We start from the raw sequence: 23,676 nt of genomic DNA on the forward strand, positions 1-23,676 counted from the left end.
GCCAGGGAAACGAAGGAAGATCGCAAGGTAGAAAATGAAAGTCAAACATGTTTTTCTTTTTTCTCTTCTCGCAGCGTTGTTGCTCGGCATCCCTAAGACAACCTTCGCACAAGTCAGCGTTGGTATAGCGGTCAACATCGCGCCACCCGCGCTGCCCGTCTATGATCAGCCTCTTTGCCCCGGCCCGAATTACATCTGGACACCCGGCTACTGGGCCTGGAGTGGATATGACTACTACTGGGTTCCGGGAACATGGGTCATGGCTCCGTCTTATGGCCTCTTATGGACACCTGGCTATTGGGGTTGGGGGAGCGGCGGCTATATGTGGAACGCTGGCTACTGGGGACCACATCTGGGATTCTATGGCGGCGTGAATTACGGTTACGGATACTACGGCCACGGATATGAAGGCGGATACTGGCGCGGCAATAACTTCTACTACAACAGCGCCGTCAGCCATGTGAACACCACCGTCGTGCGAAATGTCTACGTCAACCGCACAGTCGTCAACAACGTCACTGTCAATCGCGTCAGCTACAACGGCGGCCATGGCGGTATAACCGCGCGTCCCAGCGCGCAGGAGCAGACAGCTCTGCATGAACGCCGTATGGGACCCATCGGCGCGCAGGAAACTCATCAGCGCGTAGCGCAGGAGGATCGCGGGAATTTTTATAAAACCAACCGCGGTGTTCCGCAGACGGCGGCTCTGGCCAGACCAGCGGCTTCGGCAAATGACTTTCACCGCGATGCCGTACCCGCACACGGAGCTGCAGTAAATAATCGTCCCGCAAACACCGCGCACCCGGCTCCAGAAAACCATCCTGCTACAACCGCACGACCGGAAACAAGACCAGCACCGGAAAACCATCCAACAAATACAGCTCGTCCTGCTACCACCAGCCATCCAACGCAGGAAAGGCCCGAGAACACAGCACGTCCTGAAACTCACCCAGCTCCTAAACCTCAGGCTCATACAGAACCCACCACGCAGCAGCATCATCCTCAGCCCCAGGCTCGACCGGAAAACCATCCGGCTCCGCAGCCGCAGGCCCGACCGCAATCAAAGCCCGAGAACCACCCGGCTCCTGCGCCGCAGCAGCAACATACACAACCTCAGCCTCGACCGGAGAGCCATCCAGCTCCTCAAGCTCGACCAGAAACCAAACCAGCACCGGCACCGCCACAGCAGCACCCGCAATCTGAGGCCAGACCGGAGCCCCAGCCTCACCCCGCCGAGTCTCACCCCAGTGAGCCCCACGGTGGCGGCGGTGAACATCCGCACTTCTAACCAAAATAAAAAGGCCCGGAATTTATCCCGGGCCTTTTATCTAAGCCTCAGCTAATCAATCCATCCATTAAACCGGGTGCCCCAGGTTCGCGAAGCTAACCTGGGTGTTTCTTTCCATTAGGCCGCCACCACGAAACACCGGTCGGACACGACCTCACGCAAACCGTGAAGCATGCTTCTTCGCCCATTCTTCAAACGTCATCGGCCTTCGTCCCATCAGCTTTTCGAAAGTGTCCTTCACCACTGCCGCCTGTCCCTCGCGTACGGTTTCAAAAGTCTTGGCAACTGCTTTCGCTACGTGTTCCGGTATTCCCGATTGGACAAGCCCTTGCGCAGCCGCCTCAGTCGTAATTTCCACGCATCGAAGCTCCTTACCAAGAATCCTCGACAGAATGCTCACCTCTTCCGGCACGTCTATCAATTCACCGCCTGTAAGCTCGAGGATTTCTCCCGCACTCTCTCCGTCAGTCAGCGTCTTGACTGCCACCGCGGCAATATCTTCGGGCGCAATCGGAGCGAACCTGCCACTTCCCATGGGGTTGTAAACCACTCCATCAGCTTTCACGTTTTTGCCCCATTGATACGTATTAGACATAAATCCATTCGGCCGCAGAAAGCTTCCCCGAACCCCCGATTCGCGGATGGCATCTTCCTTGTCCTTGTGCAGCTTCCCCATCAGCAGTTCAGGATGATTGGCTGCAGCGGACGACAGAAATGTGATTCTCTCTACGCCCTCATCCTTTGCTGCTGCTACGAGCTTTCGAAATACCCCGTTGTCTAATATCCCGTTCATCAGGAACACGCCCTTTACTCCAGCCGCGGCTCGGCGAAAGCTCTCCTGGTCCGTGAAGTCGCCGACAGCGATCTCCACCCGATCGCCCCAGTGCGCCACCTTGCTGGCATCGCGCGTAAACACCCGCACCTTTTCTCCCGCTTGCAGCAACTGACCGGTTACTTCTCGTCCTACATTTCCTGTTGCGCCCGTTACCAGATACATATCCCGAATCTCCAATCTTGTTACCGATGAAGCAACACTACAACCCGACATCCTATGAAACAATAGGCCGTAAAGAAACACACTGTTGCTGTACAGGAACACCAGAATGATGACCGATCTGAACGAGCTTCAATTCTTCGTGAGCGTCTCGCGCGCCCAGAGCTTTACCCTGGCGGCAAAAAATCTCGGCGTGCCCAAGTCGAGCGTCAGCCGGGCGATCAGCGGACTCGAAAGCAGATTAGGTGTCCGCCTTATCGAAAGAACCACACGAAACGTCGCCCTCACCGAAGTTGGCGAGCTCTATCTCGACCGCTGCCAGCGCGTGCTCGAAGAAGCTGAGCAGGCGGACCTGATCGTCGCGGTATCGCAGACAAAACCGCGAGGCACCTTGCGCATCGCCGCGCCCGTTGCCTTCGCGCGATTTATCCTTGGCCCCGCTCTGGGAGATTTTCTTGTCGCTTATCCCGAACTGCGCGTACAGCTGCAACTGATCGGTGGAGAAACTCCGGTGCATGAGAAGCAGTTCGATGTCGCCATTCGCGCCGCGCCTCTCGAAGACTCCGCCTTTCTCGTAAAACCGTTGATGCGCGTTCGACTCGGTGCCTATGCGAGTCCTGGCTATTTGAAGGGCCGCAGTCTGCCCTCATCGCCATCCGATCTACGCCTCGAAAGCTGCATTACTGCGACCTGCGGCACCTTTGGAGAATCCAGCAGCTCCGCCATGTGGCATCTGCGCCGCGGCTCAGAACAAAAAGAGGTACGTGTAGAATCACGCGTCTCCGTTCCTGATCCGTCGATCAATCGCCAGCTCGCTGTTGCCGGAGCGGGCGTGGCCCTCCTTTCTCAGATTGCTGTGCGTGCGGATGTCGAAGAAGGCCGACTGACGAGATTGTTGCCCGAGTGGGAGCCGGACCCTGTCGAGCTTCACGCGCTCTATCCCTCCCGCCTCAGCTCTTCGCCGAAGGTGCGCGTCTTTCTGCAATTTCTTAATGAGCGCTTCCAGAACGAATCACTGCTCGATGGTCATCACCACGTGAGAGAGAAAAATACAGCGTCATCCTCTCAACAACAAAAATCCCGCTCTCGAAAGAAGCCTTTCGCGCCTGCCGCAGTCAAGAAAGAGCCAGCGGCAAGAGCCGTGCCTCAGAGACGCACCAGCGGCTGAAAATCCTGACCTCAGCTCTCGCAGGAACTGAGCATGCAAATGGAAGTAAATCTGATTGCCGAAAATTAGTCGACAAGATATCTCGCCTTTGACACACCTTTACGTCTAGGTCTAACATTTCTCGAATACCAAGAGGTAAAGGGGTACTCGATGGCGAGATATGACCTTCAAGGGAGCTTAGATCTGCTGATCCTGAAGACTCTTTCGCAGCGGAGTAAGCTGCATGGCTACGGCATTGTGCTGCATATTCAGCGCGCCAGCGACGAGCTTTTGCATGTCGAAGAAGGGTCGCTCTATCCCGCACTGCACCGCATGGAACAGAACGGCTGGATCCGCTCGGAGTGGGCTCTCACGGAAACCAACCGAAGGGCGAAGTACTACCAGCTGACGGCGGTTGGACGGAAGCAGCTTAAGGAAACCGAAGACAGTTTCGAGCAGCTGGTGAAGGGTGTGCGGGCAATATTGCGGTACGCGTGAGGTCAGCAATGGGCATGTGGCAGCGGTTGAAGAACATGTTGCACCGTGAGCAGGTGGATGCCGACATTGAGGCGGAGCTGCAGGCACACATGGAGATGGCAGCAGAGGACGCGATGCACGCAGGAATGAGTCCGGAAGAAGCGCGGCGGACCGTGCGCCTGCGCTTTGGCAATCCGGTGGCGATGCGGGAGCGGACATCAGGAGCAGACATGACACTCGCGCTGGACGGTATCTGGAGGGATCTGCGTCTCTCCGTTCGGCAGCTGAGACGATCACCCGTTTTCACAGCAACAGCAGTAGTCACCCTTGCCATTGGCATCGGGGCGACCACGGCGATCTTCACCTTGATACAGCAGGTGATGCTGCGGTCGCTGCCGGTGGTGCAGCCTGAGCAGCTCTGGCGCATCGGTGACTCCGACGATTGCTGCTACTCAGCCCGCTACTCGCAGGGTGACTGGAATTTCTTCTCCTGGGAGGCTTACAAGCTCTTCCGCGAACACACGCCCGCATTCGAGGATCTGGCGGCGTTTCAAATCGGCGAAGGCAATGCTGAGCTGGGCGTGCGACGCGCCGGTTCGCAGGCACCCGCTGAGCCGCGCAACGGCGAGTATGTCTCCGGCAATTTCTTCCGCACCTTCGGCCTCTCTGCGTGGCGTGGGCGTCTCTTCACTGATGCCGACGACCAGGAAGGCGCGACGCCGGTCGCGGTGATGAGCTTCCGCGCCTGGCAGGAGAAGTATGGGGCCGATCCATCTGTGGTAGGAGCGACCTACCAGATCAACGGCCATCCATTCACCATGATCGGCGTTGCCCCGCCGGGTTTCTTCGGAGCGAAGATCGACGCCGATAACATGCCCGATTTCTGGCTGCCGCTGACGACGGAGCCGCTGATCGCCGGCGGAGCGACGCGCCTCAAAGATGCCCGCTCGGCCTGGCTTGACCTGATCGGCCGCGTTCGCCCCGGAACCGATACGAAGGCTCTCGAAGCGCAGCTTCAGGCAGAGCTGCACCAGTGGCTGGGAAGCCATGTGCAGGACATGTCTCCGCAGGAAAAACCGCTCTGGCAAAAGCAGACTCTGCATCTCACACCAGGCGGCGCGGGCGTTTCGCCAATGCGTCAAGACTACAAAGGCGGCTTGCTGCTGCTGCTGGTGTGCGCTATCTGTGTCCTTCTGGTGGCATGCGCCAACATCGCCAATCTATTGCTGGCGCGTGGGCTGAAGGACCGGCCGCAGACGGCGATCCGCGCCGCTCTCGGCGCATCACGCGCGCGGCTGGTGCGCAAGGCGCTGGCTGAGAGCCTCACCCTGAGCATGCTTGGCGCTATCGCCGGCATCGTCGTCGCGTATGCGGGCGCAAGACTTATTCTCCACCTTGCTTTCGGACCGGCCACAGATCTTCCTTTGAATGCTGCGCCCTCGACACCGGTGCTGCTCTTCGCGCTAGGAATTTCGATGATTACCGGCATCGTTTTCGGCATGGCGCCCGCATGGATGACGTCGCGTGCTAAGCCGATCGAGGCGCTGCGCGGAGCAAATCGCTCGGTAGGAGACCATCGCCAGTGGGCGCAGAAGACCATGGTGATCGTACAGGTGGCTGTTTCACTCGTGCTGCTGAGCGCCGCGGCAATGCTCGGCCGGAGCTTCAGTAACCGGCAGCACCAGGATGTCGGCTTCGATCCTAACGGACGGTATCTGGTCTCAATCGATCCCAAGCTTTCGAACTATACGCAGGAACAGCTCGTCCCGCTCTTCCGCAACATCGAAGACCGTCTGCGCGCCATCCCCGGCGTCCGCATGGCTGGCTCCGCTCTCCATGCTCCCCTGACCGGCATCTGGACACAGGACATCCTGACCGAAGGCCAACCCGAGCCCGGCCCGAACGACGATCTCAATTCAGGCTGGAACCGAATAACACCGGAATTTTTCGAGACCCTCGGAGACAGGATCGTGAGGGGACGACCCGTCACCGACGACGACAACGCCAATACACGGCCTGTGGCTGTAGTGAGCGAGACGTTTGCCCGAAAATTCTTCGGCAACCAGAACCCTATAGGGAAGCGCTTCGGGCCCGCTCCCAGGAAAAATGCGGGCACATATGAAATTGTTGGCGTGGTTGCGGACATGCGATTTTTGGATTCGTCGTTGCCCGTGTATTTCCTCCCCGAAGCCCAGACCACGCACTTCGATCAGGCCAACCTCGAAAGCCGTGAAGTCTGGTCACATTCTCTGTACACCATCGTGATCCATGCACCGGGAAACCATCCGGATATGCAGGCGCAGATAAAAAAGGCGATTGCGGATGTTGATCCGAACCTGCTCATGTATGACGTGCAGAGTTATTCCGACGTCATTTACAGCGGGTTTTCCCAGGAGAAGATGGTTGCCGGCCTGACCTGGCTCTTTGGAGCCGTCGGCCTGGTGCTCGCCGCTGTCGGCCTCTATGGAGTAACAGCCTATGGCGTGGAGCAAAGAACAAGTGAGATCGGCGTGCGCATGGCGCTGGGTGCGGACCGCGGCAATGTGGTGCAGATGGTGCTGCGGACTGCATTCTGGCAGGTGGGCGTCGGAGTGGCGCTGGGAATTCCCGGCGCGATTGGTGCAGGATATCTGTTCGCCAGCCAGCTTTTCGGAATAAGGCCGTGGAATCCGGCAATGCTGGGTTTCGCTACCCTGGTGCTCGTTTTCACAGCACTCGTGGCAGCAGCCATTCCGGCTCGACGCGCCGCAGCCGTCGATCCAATGCGAGCTTTACGAATGGAATAATGTTCCGACTCAATGAGGTCGAAGCGAGCTAAAGCAATTTCCTGAAAAGTTGCTGCCTGCTTGCGGCGTTATGAGGTAGCAATTCTACCTGACCAGGAAAGACATCAGCGTGCGCGCTATTCTGGATTTGACTTTCGCCTTGAAAGAAAAGAACGAGAAGCTTGAATTCCTGCGCGAATCGATTCCTGATGCGAGTTTGAGAATACGCTCCGCATTTTTATAGGCCAACTTCTCTCTATCCTCAATCGATAGATTGGCTTTTTTCAGAAAATCTACACCCTCGAAATTGTCTCCGAATGGATCATCGACGGAGAACAAAATATTGTCGATGCCCAATTCCGCAATCGCGCAGTTCAGAGCTGCCTGATCGAAAGCACCGCTTGTTGTGATGAAGACGTTCGCGCGCATGTAGTAAAAGACGCTCTTCTGCATACATGCGATTCTGGCTGACTCAGTACCCTTCGCCTGGCTGGCAAGAAGCCAATTACCCATAGTGAGAGCAGTGTTGATGCGCTTGAGGCCAAAGGGAATCAATTCGCCCATATGTCCGACGATTATTTTGAGATTCGGAAAGCGATCAAACACGCCGCTGGAGATGAGCCGGAGAAGATGCGTTCCGGTTTCAACCTGCCATCCCCAGCCTTGCATCATCGCTGGGCAGTCCTTGTAATAGCTATCGATGATCTCCTGCGGAGGATCGGTTGGATGTATATAGATGGGCACATCCAACGCCTGGGCCCGCTCGAGGATTGGCGAGAACACATCCTCGTCCAGATAGTGTCCGTTCGTATGACCATTGATGAGCGCGCCTTTGAATCCAAGCTGAACTATCGTCCGCTCCAACTCATCGGCAGCATCCAGGGGCGACTGGGTCGGCAGCATCGCAAAACCGGCGAAACGGGTGGGATAGTCCTGAATGATTCCACCCAGCCAGTCATTGACTTCTTTGGACAAGCGGACGGCTGTATTGCGTTCGAGGGTCTGAACGCCAGGCTGGACATGCGACAGCACTTGCAAGTCGATGCCTGCCGCGTCCATGCGGCGGATTCTCTCGGGACCAACATCCGTAAGACGTCCTTCGAGCATGTCGAGCAATTTGACGTAGGACGCAGGGTATAGTTCCCGAAGCTTGGGATGCAGGAAGGCTTCTTCGAGAGCGATGATGCGGGTAACCGGCTTCTCACCATTCTTGTTTGTCATCGTATGCCCTGCGAGAAAACCCTCTTTAGGTCCCAAGGGAAAAGACAAATATCGGATTGCTTCATGCAACTTATTCCGGCCTGGACTGATTGCCCGGTTTTCACGTTGACCGGCTTGCGGCGAGCCGCTTTCCGTAGCCGGGGTGTCCATCCGGAGTCAGGCCACGGTGAGCAGCAAGTTTCGCGCATAACTCGATCAGTGTCTCTCGCTCTGCCGCCGTCAAAGACGAGCCCAGCTCCTCGTCATGTGCCGTAGCAATCCGCTCGACCTTTTCCAGAAGCTGAATTCCTTTTCGTGTCAATTGCAGATGCTGGCTTCGACGATCTTCTAAGCTACGCGCGCGCGCAACCAGACCTTTAGCTTCGAGTTCGTCGAGCAATATGACCAGGCGACTGGGCACCATCCCGAGGTGAGAAGCTAGTTCGCGCTGATTTTTCCCTTCGTTCGCGTGGATCCAGCGCAGCATACCCAAATGCGGCGGGGAAATGCCGAATCCTGCGATCTTGCGGCCAAAGGAAAGCGCTGCATGTGTCCCGAGCTGTGATAACAGTAGTCCGAGCGCTCGCCGCGTGACTATCGGATTCTCCCGGAGCTTTTGTTTTTCGGCTGGCATATATCTCCTGTCTCAGTATAATCATCTTTCTTAATAATTCATTTTATGAATCGTTCTGTATATGAATTAAATCTCAAATACAAGCGATTCCCCCGAAGGAGCGTCTATGTATCGAGCCGCAAAACTGCTATCTCTGATGTCAACCGGGTTTCTGGCTGGAGTATTCACTTACGCGTTCTTTGCGATTATCCCGGCATGGAATGAGGTTCCGCGCGAGGTGCACTTTACCTACCGTGTCGCGCTCATGCGCCACAATGCAATCGTCATGCAGAGCATCATGCTCGTTGGCATCCTGGCTCCGCTGTGGTGGGCCTCGACGATCCGCGCCATGCCAGCCGCACGCGCCTGCGCCGTGGCCGCCAGCATCATGAATGTGACCACCGTGCTGGTCACGCGTTTCGGAAATGTACCCATCAACCAGCTAGTCAGGAAATGGCTTACCGAACCTCCACCCGCGAACTATCTGGAGGCACTGCATCGCTGGACCGTGTTCAACAACATCCGAAGCACGGCGGCGGTGCTTGGTTTTCTTTTGATTTTGATCGCTGATGCTCTCATGGACTAGGATCGCCGCCGACCACTCGTCAGCGGAATCTGGCCGTCGAGGGCGACGGGCAAGTATGTCTCATTGACCGAAATCTGTAGTCAGGTGCGAAGTGTCGTTGGCTGGATAAGACAGGGGTGGCTGCTCTTACGACAAAGCATCACCTTGCGCGAACGCAAAATAATGCTTTGTCCTGCGAATTAACAAAACAAGCCAACATCAGATGCGCATCGGCATGATGATATAGCGGTACTTGTAATCGTCGCTGACGTCTTCGGGGCGCATCTGGCCTGCTGACTGCGCATCCTTGAACTCCAGCCGCACCTCGCCGGAATTGCCCGTCGCCTTCAGGAAATCGAGCAGATAAGCTGAGTTGAAACCAACCATGATGGGATCGAAGTTGTAAGGGGTTTCGATCACATCTTCCGATTCTCCGGAGTCCGTCGAAGACGACGAAATCTTCAGCTCATTCTGTTCGACGCGAATCTTGATCGCGCCCGATCGCTCATCGGCAAACTGCGCCACGCGCTGAATCGAAGCATTCAGGTCTTCACTGCGCACCACTACGAATTTATTGTTGTCGCGCGGCATCACCGCTTCGTAGTTAGGGAACTGGCCGGTCAGCTTGCGGCTTGTCAGCGTCCGGTGTCCGATGCGGAAGAAAAGTGTCTGGTCATCATCCGCAAAATCCAGATATTCCTCATCGGTCGCCGAAAGCAGCGACTGCAACTCTGCCAGCGCCTTGCGCGGGATCAGCGTCTTCTTCTCGCCGCTGATGTTCCCCAGGCTCTCGCTGCCTTTTTCAATGTGAGCCAGACGATGCCCGTCCGTTGCCACCATCGTCAGGCTCTCCGCCTTCAGCACCAGCAGCGCGCCATTCAGGGTATAGCGCGACTCTTCATTCGAGATCGCAAAGATGGTCTTCGAGATAAGGTTCTTGAGCGACGAAGTCGGAATTTTCGTGACGCTGCTCTCCGGGAACTCAGGCACCTGGGGAAAGTTCGCCCGCGCCATACCTACCATCTTGGTGTTCGAGCGTCCCGCCCGGATCTGCACCCAGTGGTTTTCGAGCAGCTTGATCGAAATCTCGCCATCGCCAAGCAGCTTGATGTAGTCGTACAGCTTTCGCGCCGGAATCGTGCACGAGCCAGGCTTCTTGACCTTTGCCGGGCATGAGGTCTTCATGCTCTGGTCAAGATCCGTGCCGGTAATCGTGAGCTTGTCGTCCGCTGCCTCGATCAGGAAATTCGAGAGGATGGGAATCGTTGTCTTGCGCTCGACCACGCTCTGCGTTGCGGTCAGTTCCCGCAGCAATTCCTGGCGGCTGACGTTGATTTCCATTGTCCCTTGCGCTGTCTGCTTTTCCTGCTCCACACCTGTCCCCGGCATACTCAGCCCCCTTTAGGGAATTGGCCACACTTTACACTACCGCGCGCGCAACAAAGAAGCGCGAAACCCTGATGGAATTCATTCTAGTGAGAAAACCCAAAGTTGTGCCTGCGGAAATCGAGCCGAAATAGTGGGAAATTCCGAAATCCGGATGGAAACCCTGTTTGGCCACCGCGCGAAAGCCCCTATGTTGCTGGCGCCCACTACTACTCTTACTAAAAGAAATAAGTATCTATAAATAGCAGCCGTAGTAGATCGCTGCGGAAAAGTGGAAACATGGTCCAAAGCCTTTACCAGCGCCTTCCGGCGAATGTACCCGTTTTAGAAAACTGGTGCAGATGAAACTGGAAACCTTGGAAGACGCGGTGGAAACCTCTTCAAACGCGTCCCGTTCTCCGCATTCTTCACAGCCCGGTCGGAAAATCGGATGTGGAAACCTCTTTCCGAAAGTGGAAACTGCGTCCAGGCTCAATAAAGAAGCACGTTCCACGCAGCGAAGCTTTCCACCGCGAATCGGTTATCCGAAATTTCCACAGGTAGAACGCGGTCCCAACAAAACAATAGCGGGCATCGGCAATTTGCCGTGCCCGCTGTGCAACATTCCGGTCGGACTGACCAGATTTTTTACGAATTAACGCTGTGCGGTATCGCTGTGTGAGTGCTGAGCCAGCTCCCAGAACTCCTCATGCCGGTCGTCGCGGTAGATCAGGCCCCGCACTTTTCCGTCAGGGTCCTTCTGGAAAATAATCCGCGTAGGGCTGCCTGAAACGTAAAAGAAGGTCGTCGCATTTTCTGGCAGCAGCTCATTGCTCTCGCCCGCGCGGCCCCTCGAAAAGAGCGAATCGCCATCGCGATAGATCGTCGTCTGCACCACGCCCTGATCCTGATATTGGCCCAGGTAGGCGTCGTAGATAGCTGGATTAAGCTTGGCGGGAGCCGGGTGCACGGGCACCATGATCTGTTCCGCCATCGGCGGAAGGTTGGCAATCTGATTCAAGGAATGTGAGAGCAGCCACTTCGGCAGGTCAGCATCGGCATAGGCTTTATCCCACGCATTGTGGTGCACGCTGGCGTACTCCCAGAGCCTCACATTTCCATGATTGGCCTTGATCGCCTCGTACATGACCTCGGCCTCTTTGGGAATCACCACATGGTCAGCCGCCCCATGGAACATCCAGACCGGCGTGCGTCCAATCGCGCGCGCGTACTGCTCCGGAAGACCCGCCTGGTGCCAGCGCTCCGGCGCATACGACCAGAAGATGCCGCCGCAGACGGGAACGACGGCTGCGAATTTATGCGGCCAGTCTTTTGCGATCTCCCACGTACCGTAGCCGCCGAGTGACAATCCCGTAAGGTAAAGCCGCTGCGGATCCCCGTGGAACTCCTTAACGCTGGCGTCGAGAGAGGCAACCGCCATCTGCATCATGTCCGGATCAGTCCAGTGATGATGCTGAAAAGGAACTTGCGGCATGACCACCACAAACGGCCAGCGCTCCGGATGAGAGCGGATGGACGCCGGCAGCCCGATCTGGGTCTGGTCCATACCGTCGTTGCCGCGTTCGCCGGACCCATGCAGGAAGAGAATCACGGGCCACTTCTGGTGCTCGTTCCATCCCTCCGGCACATAGACCTGATACCTGTACGAGATACCCTGCAACTTCACGCTGCGGTTCAGAAAGCCCGTATCCTGGTGACGCGCGAAGGCGGGGAGAACGGCGAGAAAAATTGCAGCGAGGGTAAAAAGACGGCGAAGGCCCATTACCGGAGAGGATAGCAAGTGCATGCCGCATAGATGCAGGAAAAAAGCGATTTTGCTGCTCTGGCCCACCTAAAAGGGAGAGATTTTAGCAATTTTGCGCGTTTTCCTGTCAATCAAGACACCGAAGCGCACGTTAAACCGAGGGGGAAGAGCGATGAAAAACGGAAACTCTAGTGACTCGACTACATCGTCCCAAGCGCAAGTCAGGACGCATGGAGTCTGTTCCATGCGCCCGGCTCATGGCTTGTCAGGCTTTCTTACCGGTAATAAGTCGTAGCAGGAAGGTCAGAATGACGGCCCCGACGACGGCGATGATGATGGTATAGATCATTCCGCCTTGGCCGGTAAAGCCCAGTGCGCGCATGATGAAGCCGCCAATAACGGCGCCGACGATGCCGACGATAATATCCATAATCGTCCCATAGCCGCTGCCCTTCATCAGTTTGCCGGTAATCCAACCGGCAATGAGGCCTACGATAATCCACCAGATAATGGCGAACATGCAAAAACTCCCTTCATTTTCTGAGGCGCAGGCGCACGGAACAGACAATCTACCTGCGTTTTGTGTGGCGCCGGAACATTAGCGCAAAACAAAGTGAGTTTCAAGAAAACAATCAGGAGCCCAAACGCGAGAGGATCCCGTCGGAAGGATCTCCTGATATGGCCTAGCTGTTGAGCGTCTCCTGCAACTTGTTGATCATGCGGTTCAGATCCTTATCTGCTCGGCGCTGCTCGTCGATCTTGCCGATCGAATGCATGACCGTCGTGTGATGCTTGCCTCCGAACTGGCGGCCGATCTCCGGCAGCGAAGCTTCGGTCATTGTCTTGGCCAGGTACATGGCAATCTGACGCGGAACCACCACCGCACGCGAGTTGTTCTTCTGCTTCAGCTCGGCCACGCGCATGCCAAACTGCTCGGCCACGGCACGCTGAATCGCTTCAATCGTAATCTTGCGTACCTGCGTGTCAATGAACTGCTTGAGGCACTGCTGCGCTGCCGGCAAGGTAATTTCAAAACCGCTCATGCTGCACCAGGCAAAGAGGCGTGTGAGCGCGCCTTCCAGCTCACGCACGTTCGTCCGTACATTCGACGCCACAAAAAGGGCCACATCGACCGGAAGCGTAACGTGATCGTTTTCCGCTTTCTTCTGAAGGATTGCCACCTTCGTCTCAAGATCGGGCGGCTGAATGTCGGCAATCAATCCCCACTCGAAGCGCGAGCGCAAACGGTCCTCAATCTCAGCCAATTCCTTCGGCGGACGGTCCGAGGCGATGACGATCTGCTTCATGTTCTCGTGCAGCGCGTTGAAGGTATGGAAGAACTCCTCCTGAGTGCGCTCCTTTTGCGCCAGGAACTGGATATCGTCGATCAACAGCAGGTCCACGGTGCGGAACTTGTCGCGGAAGCTCGTCATCCTGTCGTAGCGCAGCGAGTTGATCATCTCGTTCGTGAACTTCTCACTCGATACGTAGCAGATCGAAGCCTGGGGTTCGCGCCGCTTTACTTCATGGCCGATCGCATGCATCAGGTGGGTCTTGCCCATCCCCACGCCGCCATAAAGAAAGAGCGGATTGTAGGCCTTCGAAGGCTTTTCCGCGACCGCTTCAGCCGCGGCACGCGCGAACTGGTTGCCCGCGCCGATGACGAAAGCGTCAAACGTATAGCGCGGATTGAGCTGCGCGGCAGAGGACCAGTCGAAGCGGCCCTGCTGCGGATTGCCGGGCCGTGCCACTCCGCGGGATGCTCCATCGCGTGACCCATTCTGCGGGGCGGTGGCCGCATGGGTAGGGACAGGCGCAAATCCGCCGTCTTCGCGAACGCGGACAAGCGTCGGGTCTTCTTCCGCCGTGATGAAGTTGACTTCATCGAACTCCAGTTGCAGGTTGTCGATGGCTTCCTGGATCAGGTCGCCGTAGCGCTCGCCTACATGCTGGAAGTTCGGCGTGGGAATCCGGACGAAGAGCTTCTTGCCGTTGATATGGCTGAACCGGGTGGGCTTCAACCAGTTGTCGAACGCCTGTCGGCTGATCTTCTTTTCGAGTGCTCCAAGAATGCGCACCCAGGGGTTGAGGGTCGTGGGGGCCGTGGGAACAAAAGACATCGTATTTCCTTCGCGCGGCGTCTGCTGCCAGTGATCCAGTAACTCCACCAGGGCCAGAATAAAAAACAGCATCCCTTCCCAGGTCTACAAGCCCGGGACATTAGGGCGCTCTGGTGTGCCAGGAGCTTCTTTGATGAGAGCAGCGTTCGCCCTCACGATCCGATCATTTTAAGCAGCAAGACGTGCAGAAAAATCTCTATGAACGCTGCCGATACTAGCACATTTAAACAGGCTTTAAACCTTACTTTCGGCACAAATCGTACATCTATTTTTTTTTGCACCAGGGGTTGTGAAAAAGCGGGTCCGGACCGCATGTTTTGCGGTTCTGGCGGGGATGAGGTATACTCAGAAATTGCTGCACCGAGTCTTTTTCCGCTCGGTTGACGGCACCCTATTTCATTGAAGATTTTCAGGAGCGCAGTTCCATGCCGAAGCGCACATTTCAACCGAATCGCCGTCGCCGCGCGAAGACCCACGGGTTTCGCAGCCGCATGAAGACTAAGAGCGGAGCAGCCGTTCTTTCGCGCCGCCGCGCCAAGGGCCGCAAGCGCGTCTCTGTCAGCGCAGGCTACCGCGACTAGTCTCCAGCCTTTCTTTCGCCTGGCCCTCCCGCCAGGTCGAAATCAGAAAACAACTATGCAGGAAGAAGCTTCCCTCCGAACGCCATGCACATTGCGTGGCGCGCGCCTGAGCAAACATGCCGACTATCAACGCGTGTACCAGGCGAGCCGGAAGTGTTTTTCTGCATCAATGACATATTTTTTCATGCCCCGCGTCGCGGAGCCTTCCGCGGCTTCAGGGCCAAGGGTGGGTCTCACCGCTGGCCGAGTACTGGGCAAGGCGGTCGAGCGCAATCGCATCAAGCGTCGCATGCGCGAAGCGGTACGCAAAAATCTCGCGCATCTTCAGTCCGATGTCGATGTCATCCTTCATCCTCGCAAGAGCGTGATCGCTATGGAATTTTCCCGCCTTGAGGTTGAGGTGGGGCGCGTATTTCAGACAGTCGAAATCGCTCTCAAGAAGACAACGTCGGAGCCGCGCGCATGAACCGCGCCCCAGCTTCCCGCGTATCTCTTACAGCCGTCGTGCATTCTTTCTACAAATTAGTTCTCTCGCCGGTGCTGCATGCGGGTGCCGGAATGACCGGAGGCGCATGCCGCTTCCAGCCCACCTGCTCCGAATACGCCGCCATCGCGCTCCATGAGCACGGCTGGATGCGTGGAGGATGGATGGCGCTCCGTCGCATCGCACGCTGCCATCCGGGAAGCCACGGCGGTTTCGATCCAGTTCTGGCAAAGCGCTCTTTCAAGCACAGTTCCCATGCGCCAGTTACCATAAAAGAAGCGCACACTTCACACGATTCGAGATTATAGGAAGCACTCTTGGCAGAAATAAAAAATCCCAATCAGCAGGGCGGCGTCGGTGGTGACTCAAAGACCATGCTGGTCTTCACCGCAATTTTCCTCGTGTTGTTTCTCGGGCTGCAGTATTTTAAGCCGAAGAAGCCAGCGACGCCGCCCGCCCCCCAGACACAGCAGCAAGCGGCAACACCGGCTTCATCGGCGCTCCCGCCCACTTCCGCATCTCCTGTTTCGGCAGACAATGCGGCAAGCGCCACCCAGGCCGCTGCGGAATCGACGACCGTCGTCGAAAACGAACTCTACCGCATTACTTTTTCCAACCGTGGAGCGCAGGTCAAATCGTGGATACTGAAGAAGTATAAGGATGATGACGGCAAGCCTCTCGATCTGGTCAACCAGGCCGCTGCCGCGAAGTTCGGCTATCCACTGTCCCTATTTACCTATGACGAAGGTATGCGCGACCGCCTGCAACAGGCGATGTTCGTTCCTTCATCGACAGGAAATATCGCGGCTCCCGGAACGCTCAGCTTCGATTATTCCTCTGGCGGACTCGCTGTCCACAAGACCTTTAAATTCGATTCAAGCTATGTGATTCACGCCGAGGTTTCGGTTACGCAGAACGGCGCGCCCGTAGCGGCTCTGCTCTCATGGCCTTCGGGCTTTGGCGATCAGACGACTCTGCCGCAATTCGCTACCGGCACTACACTCGATACGGCTCAGGATGGCAAGTCCGATCAAATTGCCCTGAAGAAAGTAGTCGGCGGCGAGACGCTCCACGGCCCTTTCAACTGGGCGGGTGTCAGCGACCTCTACTTTACGGCGGTCTTCCTTCCCGACTCGCCGAAGAATCTTGACCTGGTAAGCCTGCACAACACGCTGCCCATTCCGCAGAACCGCAAGAAGCCTGATCCAAGCCACATCGAGCAGGCTCCTGTGCTGGGCGCGGCCATGGGGACTGCGCAGCCTTACAGCGTGCAGCTTTTTGCCGGCCCCAAAGCACTCGAAGTCCTTGGAGCGATCCCGGCAAACGGCGGCCCCACCCTTGAAAAGACCGTCAGCTTCGGCATGTGGGGCGTCATTTCCAAGCCGCTCTTCGTGATCCTGAAGTTCCTGCACGACCACGTTACCGGCGAGTGGGGATGGGCGATCCTGATTCTCACTGTCATCCTGAACGTGGCCATGCTGCCGACGCGCTTCCAGATGATGAAGTCATCGCTGAAAATGCAGCGTATTCAGCCGCAGATGGATGCCGTGAAGGCCAAGTACGCGAAGTACAAGACCACCGATCCGCGTCGCCAGGAAATGAATAAAGAAGTTTTCGAGCTGCAGAAGCGCGAAGGCGTGAACATGTTCGGCGGCTGTATTCCAATGCTGATCCAATGGCCGCTGCTCTTCGCCTTTTACCGCATGCTCGGCAACGTGATCGAGCTGCGCCAGGCGCACTGGCTCTGGCTGCCTGATCTCTCAGCTCCGGACCCGCTGCACATTCTGCCGATCTTCTTCATCGTCTCGATGTTCCTGGTGCAATGGCTCACCCCATCGCCCGGCGTCGATCCCGCGCAGCAGCGCATGATGGCCTTCACCATGCCTGCGGTCTTCGGCTTCATGACCTGGAACATTGGCTCCGGACTGGCACTGTACTGGGCCGGCAGCAACATTCTTGGCATCGTGCAGCAGATGGCCATGAACCGCACCAAGATGGGCCGGGAAGTACGCGAGATCGCAGCACGCCGCGCGGCCAAGAAGGCAGGCAAAGCTCCGGCTCTTCGAAAATAGAACTGGAAAATCGCACGATACGTTACGAAGGTGTCTGAGAGATCAGGCACCTTTTTTCGTTAACTCAGGGTGAGGCGTTTGCCACGATCACAGTAACCGGTGAGATACTAGGTCGATGCCAATTGATGACTATTCTGCCGCAGCTCAGAAGATTGCCGCATTCCTCAAAACACTCACCACTCTCGGCGACCTCCGCTTGAAGTACCGCATCACTGCGGGCGCAGGTGCTGCCGATCCGGATGGGCTGGAAGCACGCGAGATTTATGTCGAACTGGCTGGCCCCGATGCCGGGATGCTGACTCAGCGCGGCGGAGAGCTGCTGCGGTCGCTCGAACACGTAGCCGCGAAGATCATCCGGCTCGATCCCGAAGAGCACGATAAAGTCTCATTCGACGCGCATAATTTCAAAGCTCTGCGGGCCCGCGAGCTCAAGCTCGCCGCAGAGACAGCCGCAGAAAAAGTCCGCCGTACCGGCCAGCCCTACAGCTTTGCGCCCATGAGCTCGCGCGAGCGCCGTATGCTGCATCTTGCATTCCGCGGCTACGGCGATCTCGAAACATCTTCAAGCGGCGAAGGATTGCGGCGATTTGTTGTTGCGTATCCCAAAGGATATGAGCACGCCAGGGAGCGGTCCCGCAGATAGCTCGTGCACTCTGAAGCAAAACCCGCTCTTCAAAACGAAACCATTGTCGCCATATCCACGCCGCCCGGGCGTGGAGGCATCGGCATCGTGCGCCTCTCTGGTCCTCGCGCGCAGGAAATCGCTCTACCCCAACTGAATCTGCGCAGCGGTCTCGAACACGCGCGAGCGAAATTTGCCGAGGTTCTCGATCCCGAGACACAACAGAAACTCGACGAAGCCGTCGTCACTTACTTCGCCGCGCCCAATTCCTACACAAGCGAGGACATCGTCGAGATCGCCGCGCACGGCTCGCCCGTCATTCTCGATCTGCTCGTAAGGCAATCACTCGCTCGCGGCGCGAGACTCGCCAATCCCGGTGAATTTACCGAGCGCGCTTTTCTTTCCGGGCGCATCGATCTCACGCAGGCCGAAGCGGTGCGTGACCTGATCGAATCGCAAACGCTCTATCAGGCGCGTGTCGCAGCGCAGCAACTAGGCGGAGCGCTCTCACGCCGCATCCAGCCGGTCAAGCAAACCCTGATGGAATTGATCGCTGTGCTGGAGGCGGGTATCGATTTCGCTGAGGACGATATCGACATAACCCCCGACGCGCAGATCATCGCCCGAATCACCGCGATAGAAAAACCGCTGGCAGAGCTGGCGCAGTCATTCGAGCAGGGCAGAATCATCCATTCCGGTCTGGCGCTCGCCATCGTGGGTCGCCCGAATGTCGGCAAGTCGTCGCTTTTTAATCGTCTGGTAGAACGCGAACGCGCCATCGTGACGCCCATCGCCGGAACCACGCGCGATTTAGTAACTGAAACAGTTGCAATTGGCGGCATCCCCATCAAGTTTGTGGATACCGCTGGCCTGCGCGATTCCGACGACACCGTCGAGTCCATCGGAATTCAGAAATCGCGCGAAGCTCTGGCCGATGCCGATCTGGTGCTCGTAGTCCTCGACGGCTCCGCTCAGATGAGTGCAGAGGATGCCAGCCTGATCGCCTCCGTGTCGGACCGTCGTGCCATCGTCGTTCGCAATAAATCCGACCTGGCTTCCAACGTCGTTACTCCAGAAAGCACAGCAGCTACTGTACCGACATCGGCTCTCACTGGTGAAGGTATCGAAAATCTGCGGAGCGCCATCCTGCAGCTCATCCGAGGCTCAAGTGCTGCAAGCGAAGACGGCATGCTGACCAACCTGCGTCAGCAGCAGGCAGTCTCTACCGCGCTCGAAGGTCTTACAGCCGCGAAAGCAGCGGTGAATAATAAAATCCCCCACGAGATGCTGCTGCTCGATCTCTACGCAGCCCTTCGCCAACTCGACGCCCTGACCGGCGAGACCACTCCTGACGACGTTCTGAACCTGATCTTCTCCACCTTCTGTATCGGAAAGTAATGTGGCTTTCCGCAGTCATGTGCACAGGAAGACTTATTTCGCGCCTATGATCCAGAGATAGCAAGGATTCTTCCCATCCGCAGCCAGCACACGCTGCATGGCTGGAGTCCATGTCTCTCGGTGATTCAGCGCTTTCATCCGAGATCCACCACCTTGACCGACCTCTTTTTGCAGAGGACAAACGACTACGTGGAAGGGCGAGAAAATGGCGCGTCATAAAGCAGTATCGGACGGCTCAAATTGCACGCACAGTTCAAAACCCGGGCTTGTTAAAGCCGAATCTGTATAGGTTACGGGATCGTGAACGCCGATTTCAGCCCTTTTTTATCGGAAGGCTGCCCCGGAATCAGCCAATACCAGTGAATTTATCGGGTTAAACTGCGATTTTCGATAAACTAGGATGTGTCGTAGAGATCCGCTATCCGGAAAACGAGGTAATCCAAAATGGCAACTGCAACATTGGAACGTGCTGCTGACTATAAAGTCGCGGATATGTCCCTGGCTGACTGGGGACGTAAAGAAATTTCGATAGCCGAGCACGAGATGCCCGGCCTGATGTCGATCCGGCGCAAGTACGCTGCGGAAAAGCCTTTGGCTGGAGTTCGCGTTACCGGCTCGCTGCACATGACGATCCAGACTGCTGTGCTCATTGAGACCTTGACCGATCTCGGTGCCGACGTGCGCTGGGCAAGCTGCAACATTTTCTCCACGCAGGATCATGCTGCTGCCGCCATCGCCGCCGCCGGCATTCCTGTCTTCGCCTGGAAGGGCGAGTCACTCGAAGAGTATTGGGACTGCACCTACAAGGCGCTCTCGCACCCCGACGGCACAGGCCCGCAACTTGTTGTCGATGACGGCGGCGACGTCACGCTGCTCATCCATAAAGGGTATGAGCTGGAAGAAGGCGATAACTGGGTCAACACGCCATCTTCAAATCACGAAGAGCAGGTTATCAAGGACCTCCTGAAGCGCGTTCATGCAGAGAATCCGCAGCACTGGCATAACGTTGTGAAGGAATGGCGCGGCGTCTCTGAAGAGACGACCACGGGTGTGCATCGTCTCTACAAGATGAAGGAACAGGGCAAGCTGCTGATTCCTGCCATCAACGTGAACGACTCGGTAACGAAGTCAAAGTTCGACAACCTCTACGGCTGCCGTGAGTCGCTGGCCGACGGCATCAAGCGCGCCACTGACGTCATGGTTGCGGGCAAGGTCGCCGTGATCTGCGGGTATGGCGATGTAGGCAAAGGCTCGGCGCACTCGCTGCGAGGTATGGGCGCCCGCGTCATCGTCACCGAGATCGATCCGATCAACGCGCTGCAGGCTGCGATGGAAGGTTTTGAAGTCGCTCCCATCGAGGACACCCTTGGACGCGGCGACATCTACGTCACCTGCACCGGCAATCTCGATGTCATTACCCTCGAACACATGAAGGCGATGAAGGATCAGGCGATCGTCTGCAACATCGGCCACTTCGACAATGAGATCCAGATGGATCGCCTCAACGAAGAAGCTGGCGTTAAGAAGATCAACATCAAGCCGCAGGTAGACCAGTACACCTTTCCTAAAGGAAACAGCATCTTTGTGTTGGCGGAAGGCCGCCTGGTGAATCTGGGCTGTGCTACCGGACACCCGAGCTTTGTGATGAGCAACAGCTTTGCCAATCAGACTCTGGCGCAGATTGATCTTTGGAAGAATAAGGACGTCTACAACATTGACGTATATACGCTGCCGAAGAAGCTCGACGAGGAAGTGGCTCGCCTGCACCTGGAAAAGATTGGCGTAAAGCTCACGACACTCACTCCCAAGCAGGCTGAGTATCTGGGTGTTTCGCAGGAAGGCCCGTACAAGCCCGATCATTACCGTTATTGATCGTCTGATCTAAAGAGAGCGGCCGGAGATGATTCAATCACTCCGGCCGCCTCTTTTGTATACGGCAGTCTTGTGCCGGATGATTGGCAGAAGCTCTTTCACGCGACCCACACCACGACTTTTTCAGCAAAAGTGCATCTAAGCGCATTGGAGAAAGATTTCGATGCGCAAGCTAGATGTATGTGGAGCGGCCCTGGTTGCCGCAGTTCTTTTTTCGACAGTTGTCGGATGTAACAAGCAAGCAGATAACGCAACACCTGCCCCAGCTGATCAGAGCCAGGGCCAGGATCCAAATGCCGATCCGGCGAGCGCGAATATGGCCCCGGCCGATCAGTCGGCGCCGGCGAATGAGAGTACCACCACCGCGCCGCGTGCAACCACCGCCGCAGCTCCTGCGTCTGCTCCAGCCTCCGGTGCAAGCGACAATGTTCCGCCTCCGCCACCAGATCAGGAAGCAACCAGCTATCCCGAGGACAACACCGTTCCCGCATCGGATGTCAGCTCCGATCAGAGTGCGTACTACGACCAGACCGCCGTGCAGCAGCCGGTTTATGCCCCACAGCCGCCTCCGCCGCTTCCGGTTTATGACCAGCCGGCTTGCCCCGGATCAAACTACATCTGGACGCCAGGCTATTGGAACTACCAGCCAGCCGGATATTACTGGGTGCCCGGTGTGTGGGTCATCGCACCCTATGTCGGTGCACTTTGGACGCCGGGCTACTGGGGCTGGGGCAATAACCACTATGGTTGGAATCATGGCTATTGGGGTCCGCACATCGGCTATTACGGCGGCATCAACTACGGCCACGGTTATGTGGGCAGCGGCTACTACGGCGGCTATTGGAACCACGACAACTTCTACTACAACCGGTCGATCACGAACGTAAATACCACAGTAGTTAAAAATGTCTATGTCCACAACGTGACGATCAACAATGTGACTATCAATAACTACAACAATTCACGAGTTGCCTATAACGGCGGCCGAGGCGGCCTCACGGTACGCCCCACACCGGCAGAATTGCAGGCATCTCATGAGCGCCACTTGCCTCCGCTTACCGCCCAGACACAGCACGCCCGTCAGGCAAGTCAGGACCGTGCGCAGTTCTTCAATACGAACCATGGGCGTCCGGAGAACGTAGCTCTTGCCCGCCCTTTAGCTACGCCTTACCATGCTCCTGCGGCACAGCCGCCCGTACGTGGCGTGGCTAACCCCGGATTCGCTCGTCAGGCAGAGCCAAATCGCCCGAGCAATCAGCCACATCCGGAAAATCATCCTGCCCCGACGCCTCAGCATCCGGAACAGATGCAAACGGCTCGTCCGGAAACCCATGCTCCTCCACAGCATCCGGAAACTCGCCCGCAACCGGCGCCGCAGCAACATGTGCAGCCAACAGCGCATCCGGAAACTCACCCTGCTCCGGCAGCGCCTCGTCCAGAATCGCGCCCGCAGCCACAACCGCAACAGCATGAGCCGCAGGCGCGGCCCCAACCAGAGAACCATCCAGCGCCTGCAGCGCGTCCGGCACCGCAGCAGCAACATACTCAGCCAGCACCTCGGCCAGAGAGCCGTCCTGCTCCGGAAGCTCGACCGGAAAATCATCCAGCGCCAGCTCAGCACCCGGAGCAGCCTCACGAAGAGCATCCTCACTGAGTCGCGGGTTACTTAGGTATAGGCGGACAAGTTGTTCCTTGTCCGCCATATTTTTTGGCTAAAGAGTCAGCGCCTGCCTGCAGCTTCTACTGAATTCGTAGGGTCAGCGCCCTGCCAGCTCACATCTGCCGTGGGACCGTACGTGGAAGGCACTTCTTTATCGAGCATCCGCAAATAAACAGTGAGTTGAGTGCGGTGATGTGCAGTGTGAAGAACGCGGCGCCAGAAAATCCAGATACGCTGGCGTTGTACATCGAAGAAGGGAACCGTCTCCATCCACCATTCACCTTCCTGTTTCGCGAAGAAGGCGAGCCGCGCAACCGCCAGTTCAACAAACCGCGCTGTCGCGCTTTCAACGTCAAGAGCTGGCGGCAGTACGGTTTCCGGTGCTGGCTCAGGCGTAGCAAGAAATTCTCCAAAGAAGCGGCGCTCGGAGAGCAATTGATGCTTGAAGATATCTCGCACACTGCTGGATTTCGGATGTGGCCTGTAATCGAGATCGGCATCAGAAAAGATGCGCCAGGTAGACACAACTTTGTTGGTCTCGCTTACATACGTGTCGAGCAAATGTTGAAAGAGCGGCTGTACGGCGCGGGGAATCAAGCTCTCCGGAATCGCTGTGTACGAGTAACGCATAGTCACCCTTTCCAGCCAACAGTAGTGTGATCCTGGGCGAAGCGCGAAGCTGCTCTAC

Annotated in this window: 21 protein-coding genes; 13 read left to right on the top strand and 8 right to left on the bottom strand. The window is 56.9% G+C overall.

Annotated features, from left to right (window positions below; translation table 11 throughout):
- Positions 1 to 34 precede the first annotated feature (34 nt).
- Entirely contained in the window at positions 35 to 1,288 is a 1,254-nt protein-coding gene (locus GSQ86_RS23220) for a YXWGXW repeat-containing protein (RefSeq protein ID WP_216841255.1), read from the top strand.
- 154 nt (positions 1,289 to 1,442) lie between these two features.
- Here GSQ86_RS23220 and GSQ86_RS22085 read toward each other — a convergent pair whose 3' ends face one another.
- A complete protein-coding gene (locus GSQ86_RS22085) occupies positions 1,443 to 2,285 on the bottom strand; it encodes an NAD(P)H-binding protein (protein ID WP_158752301.1) in 843 nt (280 codons plus the stop codon).
- A gap of 106 nt (positions 2,286 to 2,391) precedes the next feature.
- Between GSQ86_RS22085 and GSQ86_RS22090 the strand changes: the two genes are divergently transcribed.
- The 3 genes from GSQ86_RS22090 (at position 2,392) to GSQ86_RS22100 (ending at position 6,692) form a co-directional block, all read left to right on the top strand.
- Positions 2,392 to 3,450, top strand: a complete 1,059-nt coding sequence (locus tag GSQ86_RS22090; RefSeq protein WP_158752302.1) for a LysR family transcriptional regulator — start codon at positions 2,392 to 2,394, stop codon at positions 3,448 to 3,450.
- Between the two features lie 150 nt (positions 3,451 to 3,600).
- Complete coding sequence (locus tag GSQ86_RS22095; RefSeq protein WP_158752303.1) at positions 3,601 to 3,927, top strand: PadR family transcriptional regulator; 327 nt, start codon at positions 3,601 to 3,603, stop codon at positions 3,925 to 3,927.
- Between the two features lie 8 nt (positions 3,928 to 3,935).
- The gene (locus GSQ86_RS22100; protein ID WP_254062553.1) at positions 3,936 to 6,692 is read left to right on the top strand and encodes an ABC transporter permease; all 2,757 of its coding nucleotides are present in this window, start codon (positions 3,936 to 3,938) and stop codon (positions 6,690 to 6,692) included.
- Between the two features lie 84 nt (positions 6,693 to 6,776).
- Here the strand turns inward: GSQ86_RS22100 and GSQ86_RS22105 are convergent, their stop codons facing one another.
- Together GSQ86_RS22105 and GSQ86_RS22110 are read right to left on the bottom strand one after the other, a co-directional pair.
- Positions 6,777 to 7,892 (bottom strand): amidohydrolase family protein, encoded by a 1,116-nt coding sequence (locus GSQ86_RS22105; RefSeq protein WP_158752304.1) that lies wholly within the window; start codon positions 7,890 to 7,892, stop codon positions 6,777 to 6,779.
- 100 nt (positions 7,893 to 7,992) lie between these two features.
- Complete coding sequence (locus GSQ86_RS22110; protein WP_158752305.1) at positions 7,993 to 8,505, bottom strand: MarR family winged helix-turn-helix transcriptional regulator; 513 nt, start codon at positions 8,503 to 8,505, stop codon at positions 7,993 to 7,995.
- Positions 8,506 to 8,611: 106 nt separating this feature from the next.
- Here GSQ86_RS22110 and GSQ86_RS22115 point away from each other — a divergent pair, with 106 nt between their 5' ends.
- Positions 8,612 to 9,070, top strand: a complete 459-nt coding sequence (locus tag GSQ86_RS22115) for a DUF1772 domain-containing protein (protein ID WP_158752306.1) — start codon at positions 8,612 to 8,614, stop codon at positions 9,068 to 9,070.
- Positions 9,071 to 9,268: 198 nt separating this feature from the next.
- On the opposite strand, the gene dnaN is transcribed toward GSQ86_RS22115, so the two are convergent.
- From dnaN to dnaA, 4 genes are all read right to left on the bottom strand, one after another.
- Positions 9,269 to 10,438, bottom strand: a complete 1,170-nt coding sequence (gene dnaN / locus GSQ86_RS22120; RefSeq protein ID WP_254062554.1) for a DNA polymerase III subunit beta — start codon at positions 10,436 to 10,438, stop codon at positions 9,269 to 9,271.
- A gap of 631 nt (positions 10,439 to 11,069) precedes the next feature.
- Entirely contained in the window at positions 11,070 to 12,221 is a 1,152-nt protein-coding gene (locus GSQ86_RS22125) for a prolyl oligopeptidase family serine peptidase (protein ID WP_158752307.1), read from the bottom strand.
- Between the two features lie 223 nt (positions 12,222 to 12,444).
- Positions 12,445 to 12,699: a GlsB/YeaQ/YmgE family stress response membrane protein gene (locus GSQ86_RS22130; protein ID WP_158752308.1), complete on the bottom strand. Its 255-nt coding sequence runs from the start codon at positions 12,697 to 12,699 to the stop codon at positions 12,445 to 12,447.
- Between the two features lie 163 nt (positions 12,700 to 12,862).
- On the bottom strand, positions 12,863 to 14,299 hold the full coding sequence (gene dnaA / locus GSQ86_RS22135) for a chromosomal replication initiator protein DnaA (protein ID WP_158752493.1): 1,437 nt from the start codon (positions 14,297 to 14,299) through the stop codon (positions 12,863 to 12,865).
- A 425-nt stretch (positions 14,300 to 14,724) separates the two neighbouring features.
- Here dnaA and rpmH point away from each other — a divergent pair, with 425 nt between their 5' ends.
- The 8 genes from rpmH to GSQ86_RS22175 all read left to right on the top strand — a co-directional run bounded on the left by rpmH (position 14,725) and on the right by GSQ86_RS22175 (position 22,982).
- Entirely contained in the window at positions 14,725 to 14,880 is a 156-nt protein-coding gene (rpmH, locus tag GSQ86_RS22140; protein ID WP_158752309.1) for a 50S ribosomal protein L34, read from the top strand.
- A gap of 55 nt (positions 14,881 to 14,935) precedes the next feature.
- The gene (gene rnpA / locus GSQ86_RS22145) at positions 14,936 to 15,346 is read left to right on the top strand and encodes a ribonuclease P protein component (RefSeq protein ID WP_158752310.1); all 411 of its coding nucleotides are present in this window, start codon (positions 14,936 to 14,938) and stop codon (positions 15,344 to 15,346) included.
- Positions 15,343 to 15,672 (top strand): membrane protein insertion efficiency factor YidD, encoded by a 330-nt coding sequence (yidD, locus tag GSQ86_RS22150; RefSeq protein WP_158752311.1) that lies wholly within the window; start codon positions 15,343 to 15,345, stop codon positions 15,670 to 15,672. The genes rnpA and yidD overlap by 4 nt, the downstream gene beginning before the upstream one ends.
- A gap of 9 nt (positions 15,673 to 15,681) precedes the next feature.
- Entirely contained in the window at positions 15,682 to 17,436 is a 1,755-nt protein-coding gene (yidC, locus tag GSQ86_RS22155) for a membrane protein insertase YidC (RefSeq protein ID WP_158752312.1), read from the top strand.
- 115 nt (positions 17,437 to 17,551) lie between these two features.
- Positions 17,552 to 18,079: a R3H domain-containing nucleic acid-binding protein gene (locus GSQ86_RS22160; protein WP_158752313.1), complete on the top strand. Its 528-nt coding sequence runs from the start codon at positions 17,552 to 17,554 to the stop codon at positions 18,077 to 18,079.
- A gap of 3 nt (positions 18,080 to 18,082) precedes the next feature.
- Complete coding sequence (gene mnmE / locus GSQ86_RS22165; RefSeq protein ID WP_158752314.1) at positions 18,083 to 19,456, top strand: tRNA uridine-5-carboxymethylaminomethyl(34) synthesis GTPase MnmE; 1,374 nt, start codon at positions 18,083 to 18,085, stop codon at positions 19,454 to 19,456.
- Between the two features lie 444 nt (positions 19,457 to 19,900).
- Positions 19,901 to 21,328 carry an adenosylhomocysteinase gene (gene ahcY / locus GSQ86_RS22170; RefSeq protein ID WP_158752315.1) on the top strand — a complete coding sequence of 476 codons (1,428 nt, stop codon included), beginning with the start codon at positions 19,901 to 19,903 and terminating at the stop codon, positions 21,326 to 21,328.
- Positions 21,329 to 21,491: 163 nt separating this feature from the next.
- Positions 21,492 to 22,982, top strand: a complete 1,491-nt coding sequence (locus tag GSQ86_RS22175; protein WP_254062555.1) for a YXWGXW repeat-containing protein — start codon at positions 21,492 to 21,494, stop codon at positions 22,980 to 22,982.
- Positions 22,983 to 23,048: 66 nt separating this feature from the next.
- On the opposite strand, the gene GSQ86_RS22180 is transcribed toward GSQ86_RS22175, so the two are convergent.
- On the bottom strand, positions 23,049 to 23,618 hold the full coding sequence (locus GSQ86_RS22180) for a DinB family protein (protein ID WP_158752316.1): 570 nt from the start codon (positions 23,616 to 23,618) through the stop codon (positions 23,049 to 23,051).
- Between the last annotated feature and the right edge of the window lie 58 nt (positions 23,619 to 23,676).

The organism is Acidobacterium sp. S8 (assembly GCF_009765985.1).
Taxonomy (GTDB): Bacteria; Acidobacteriota; Terriglobia; order Terriglobales; family Acidobacteriaceae; genus Alloacidobacterium.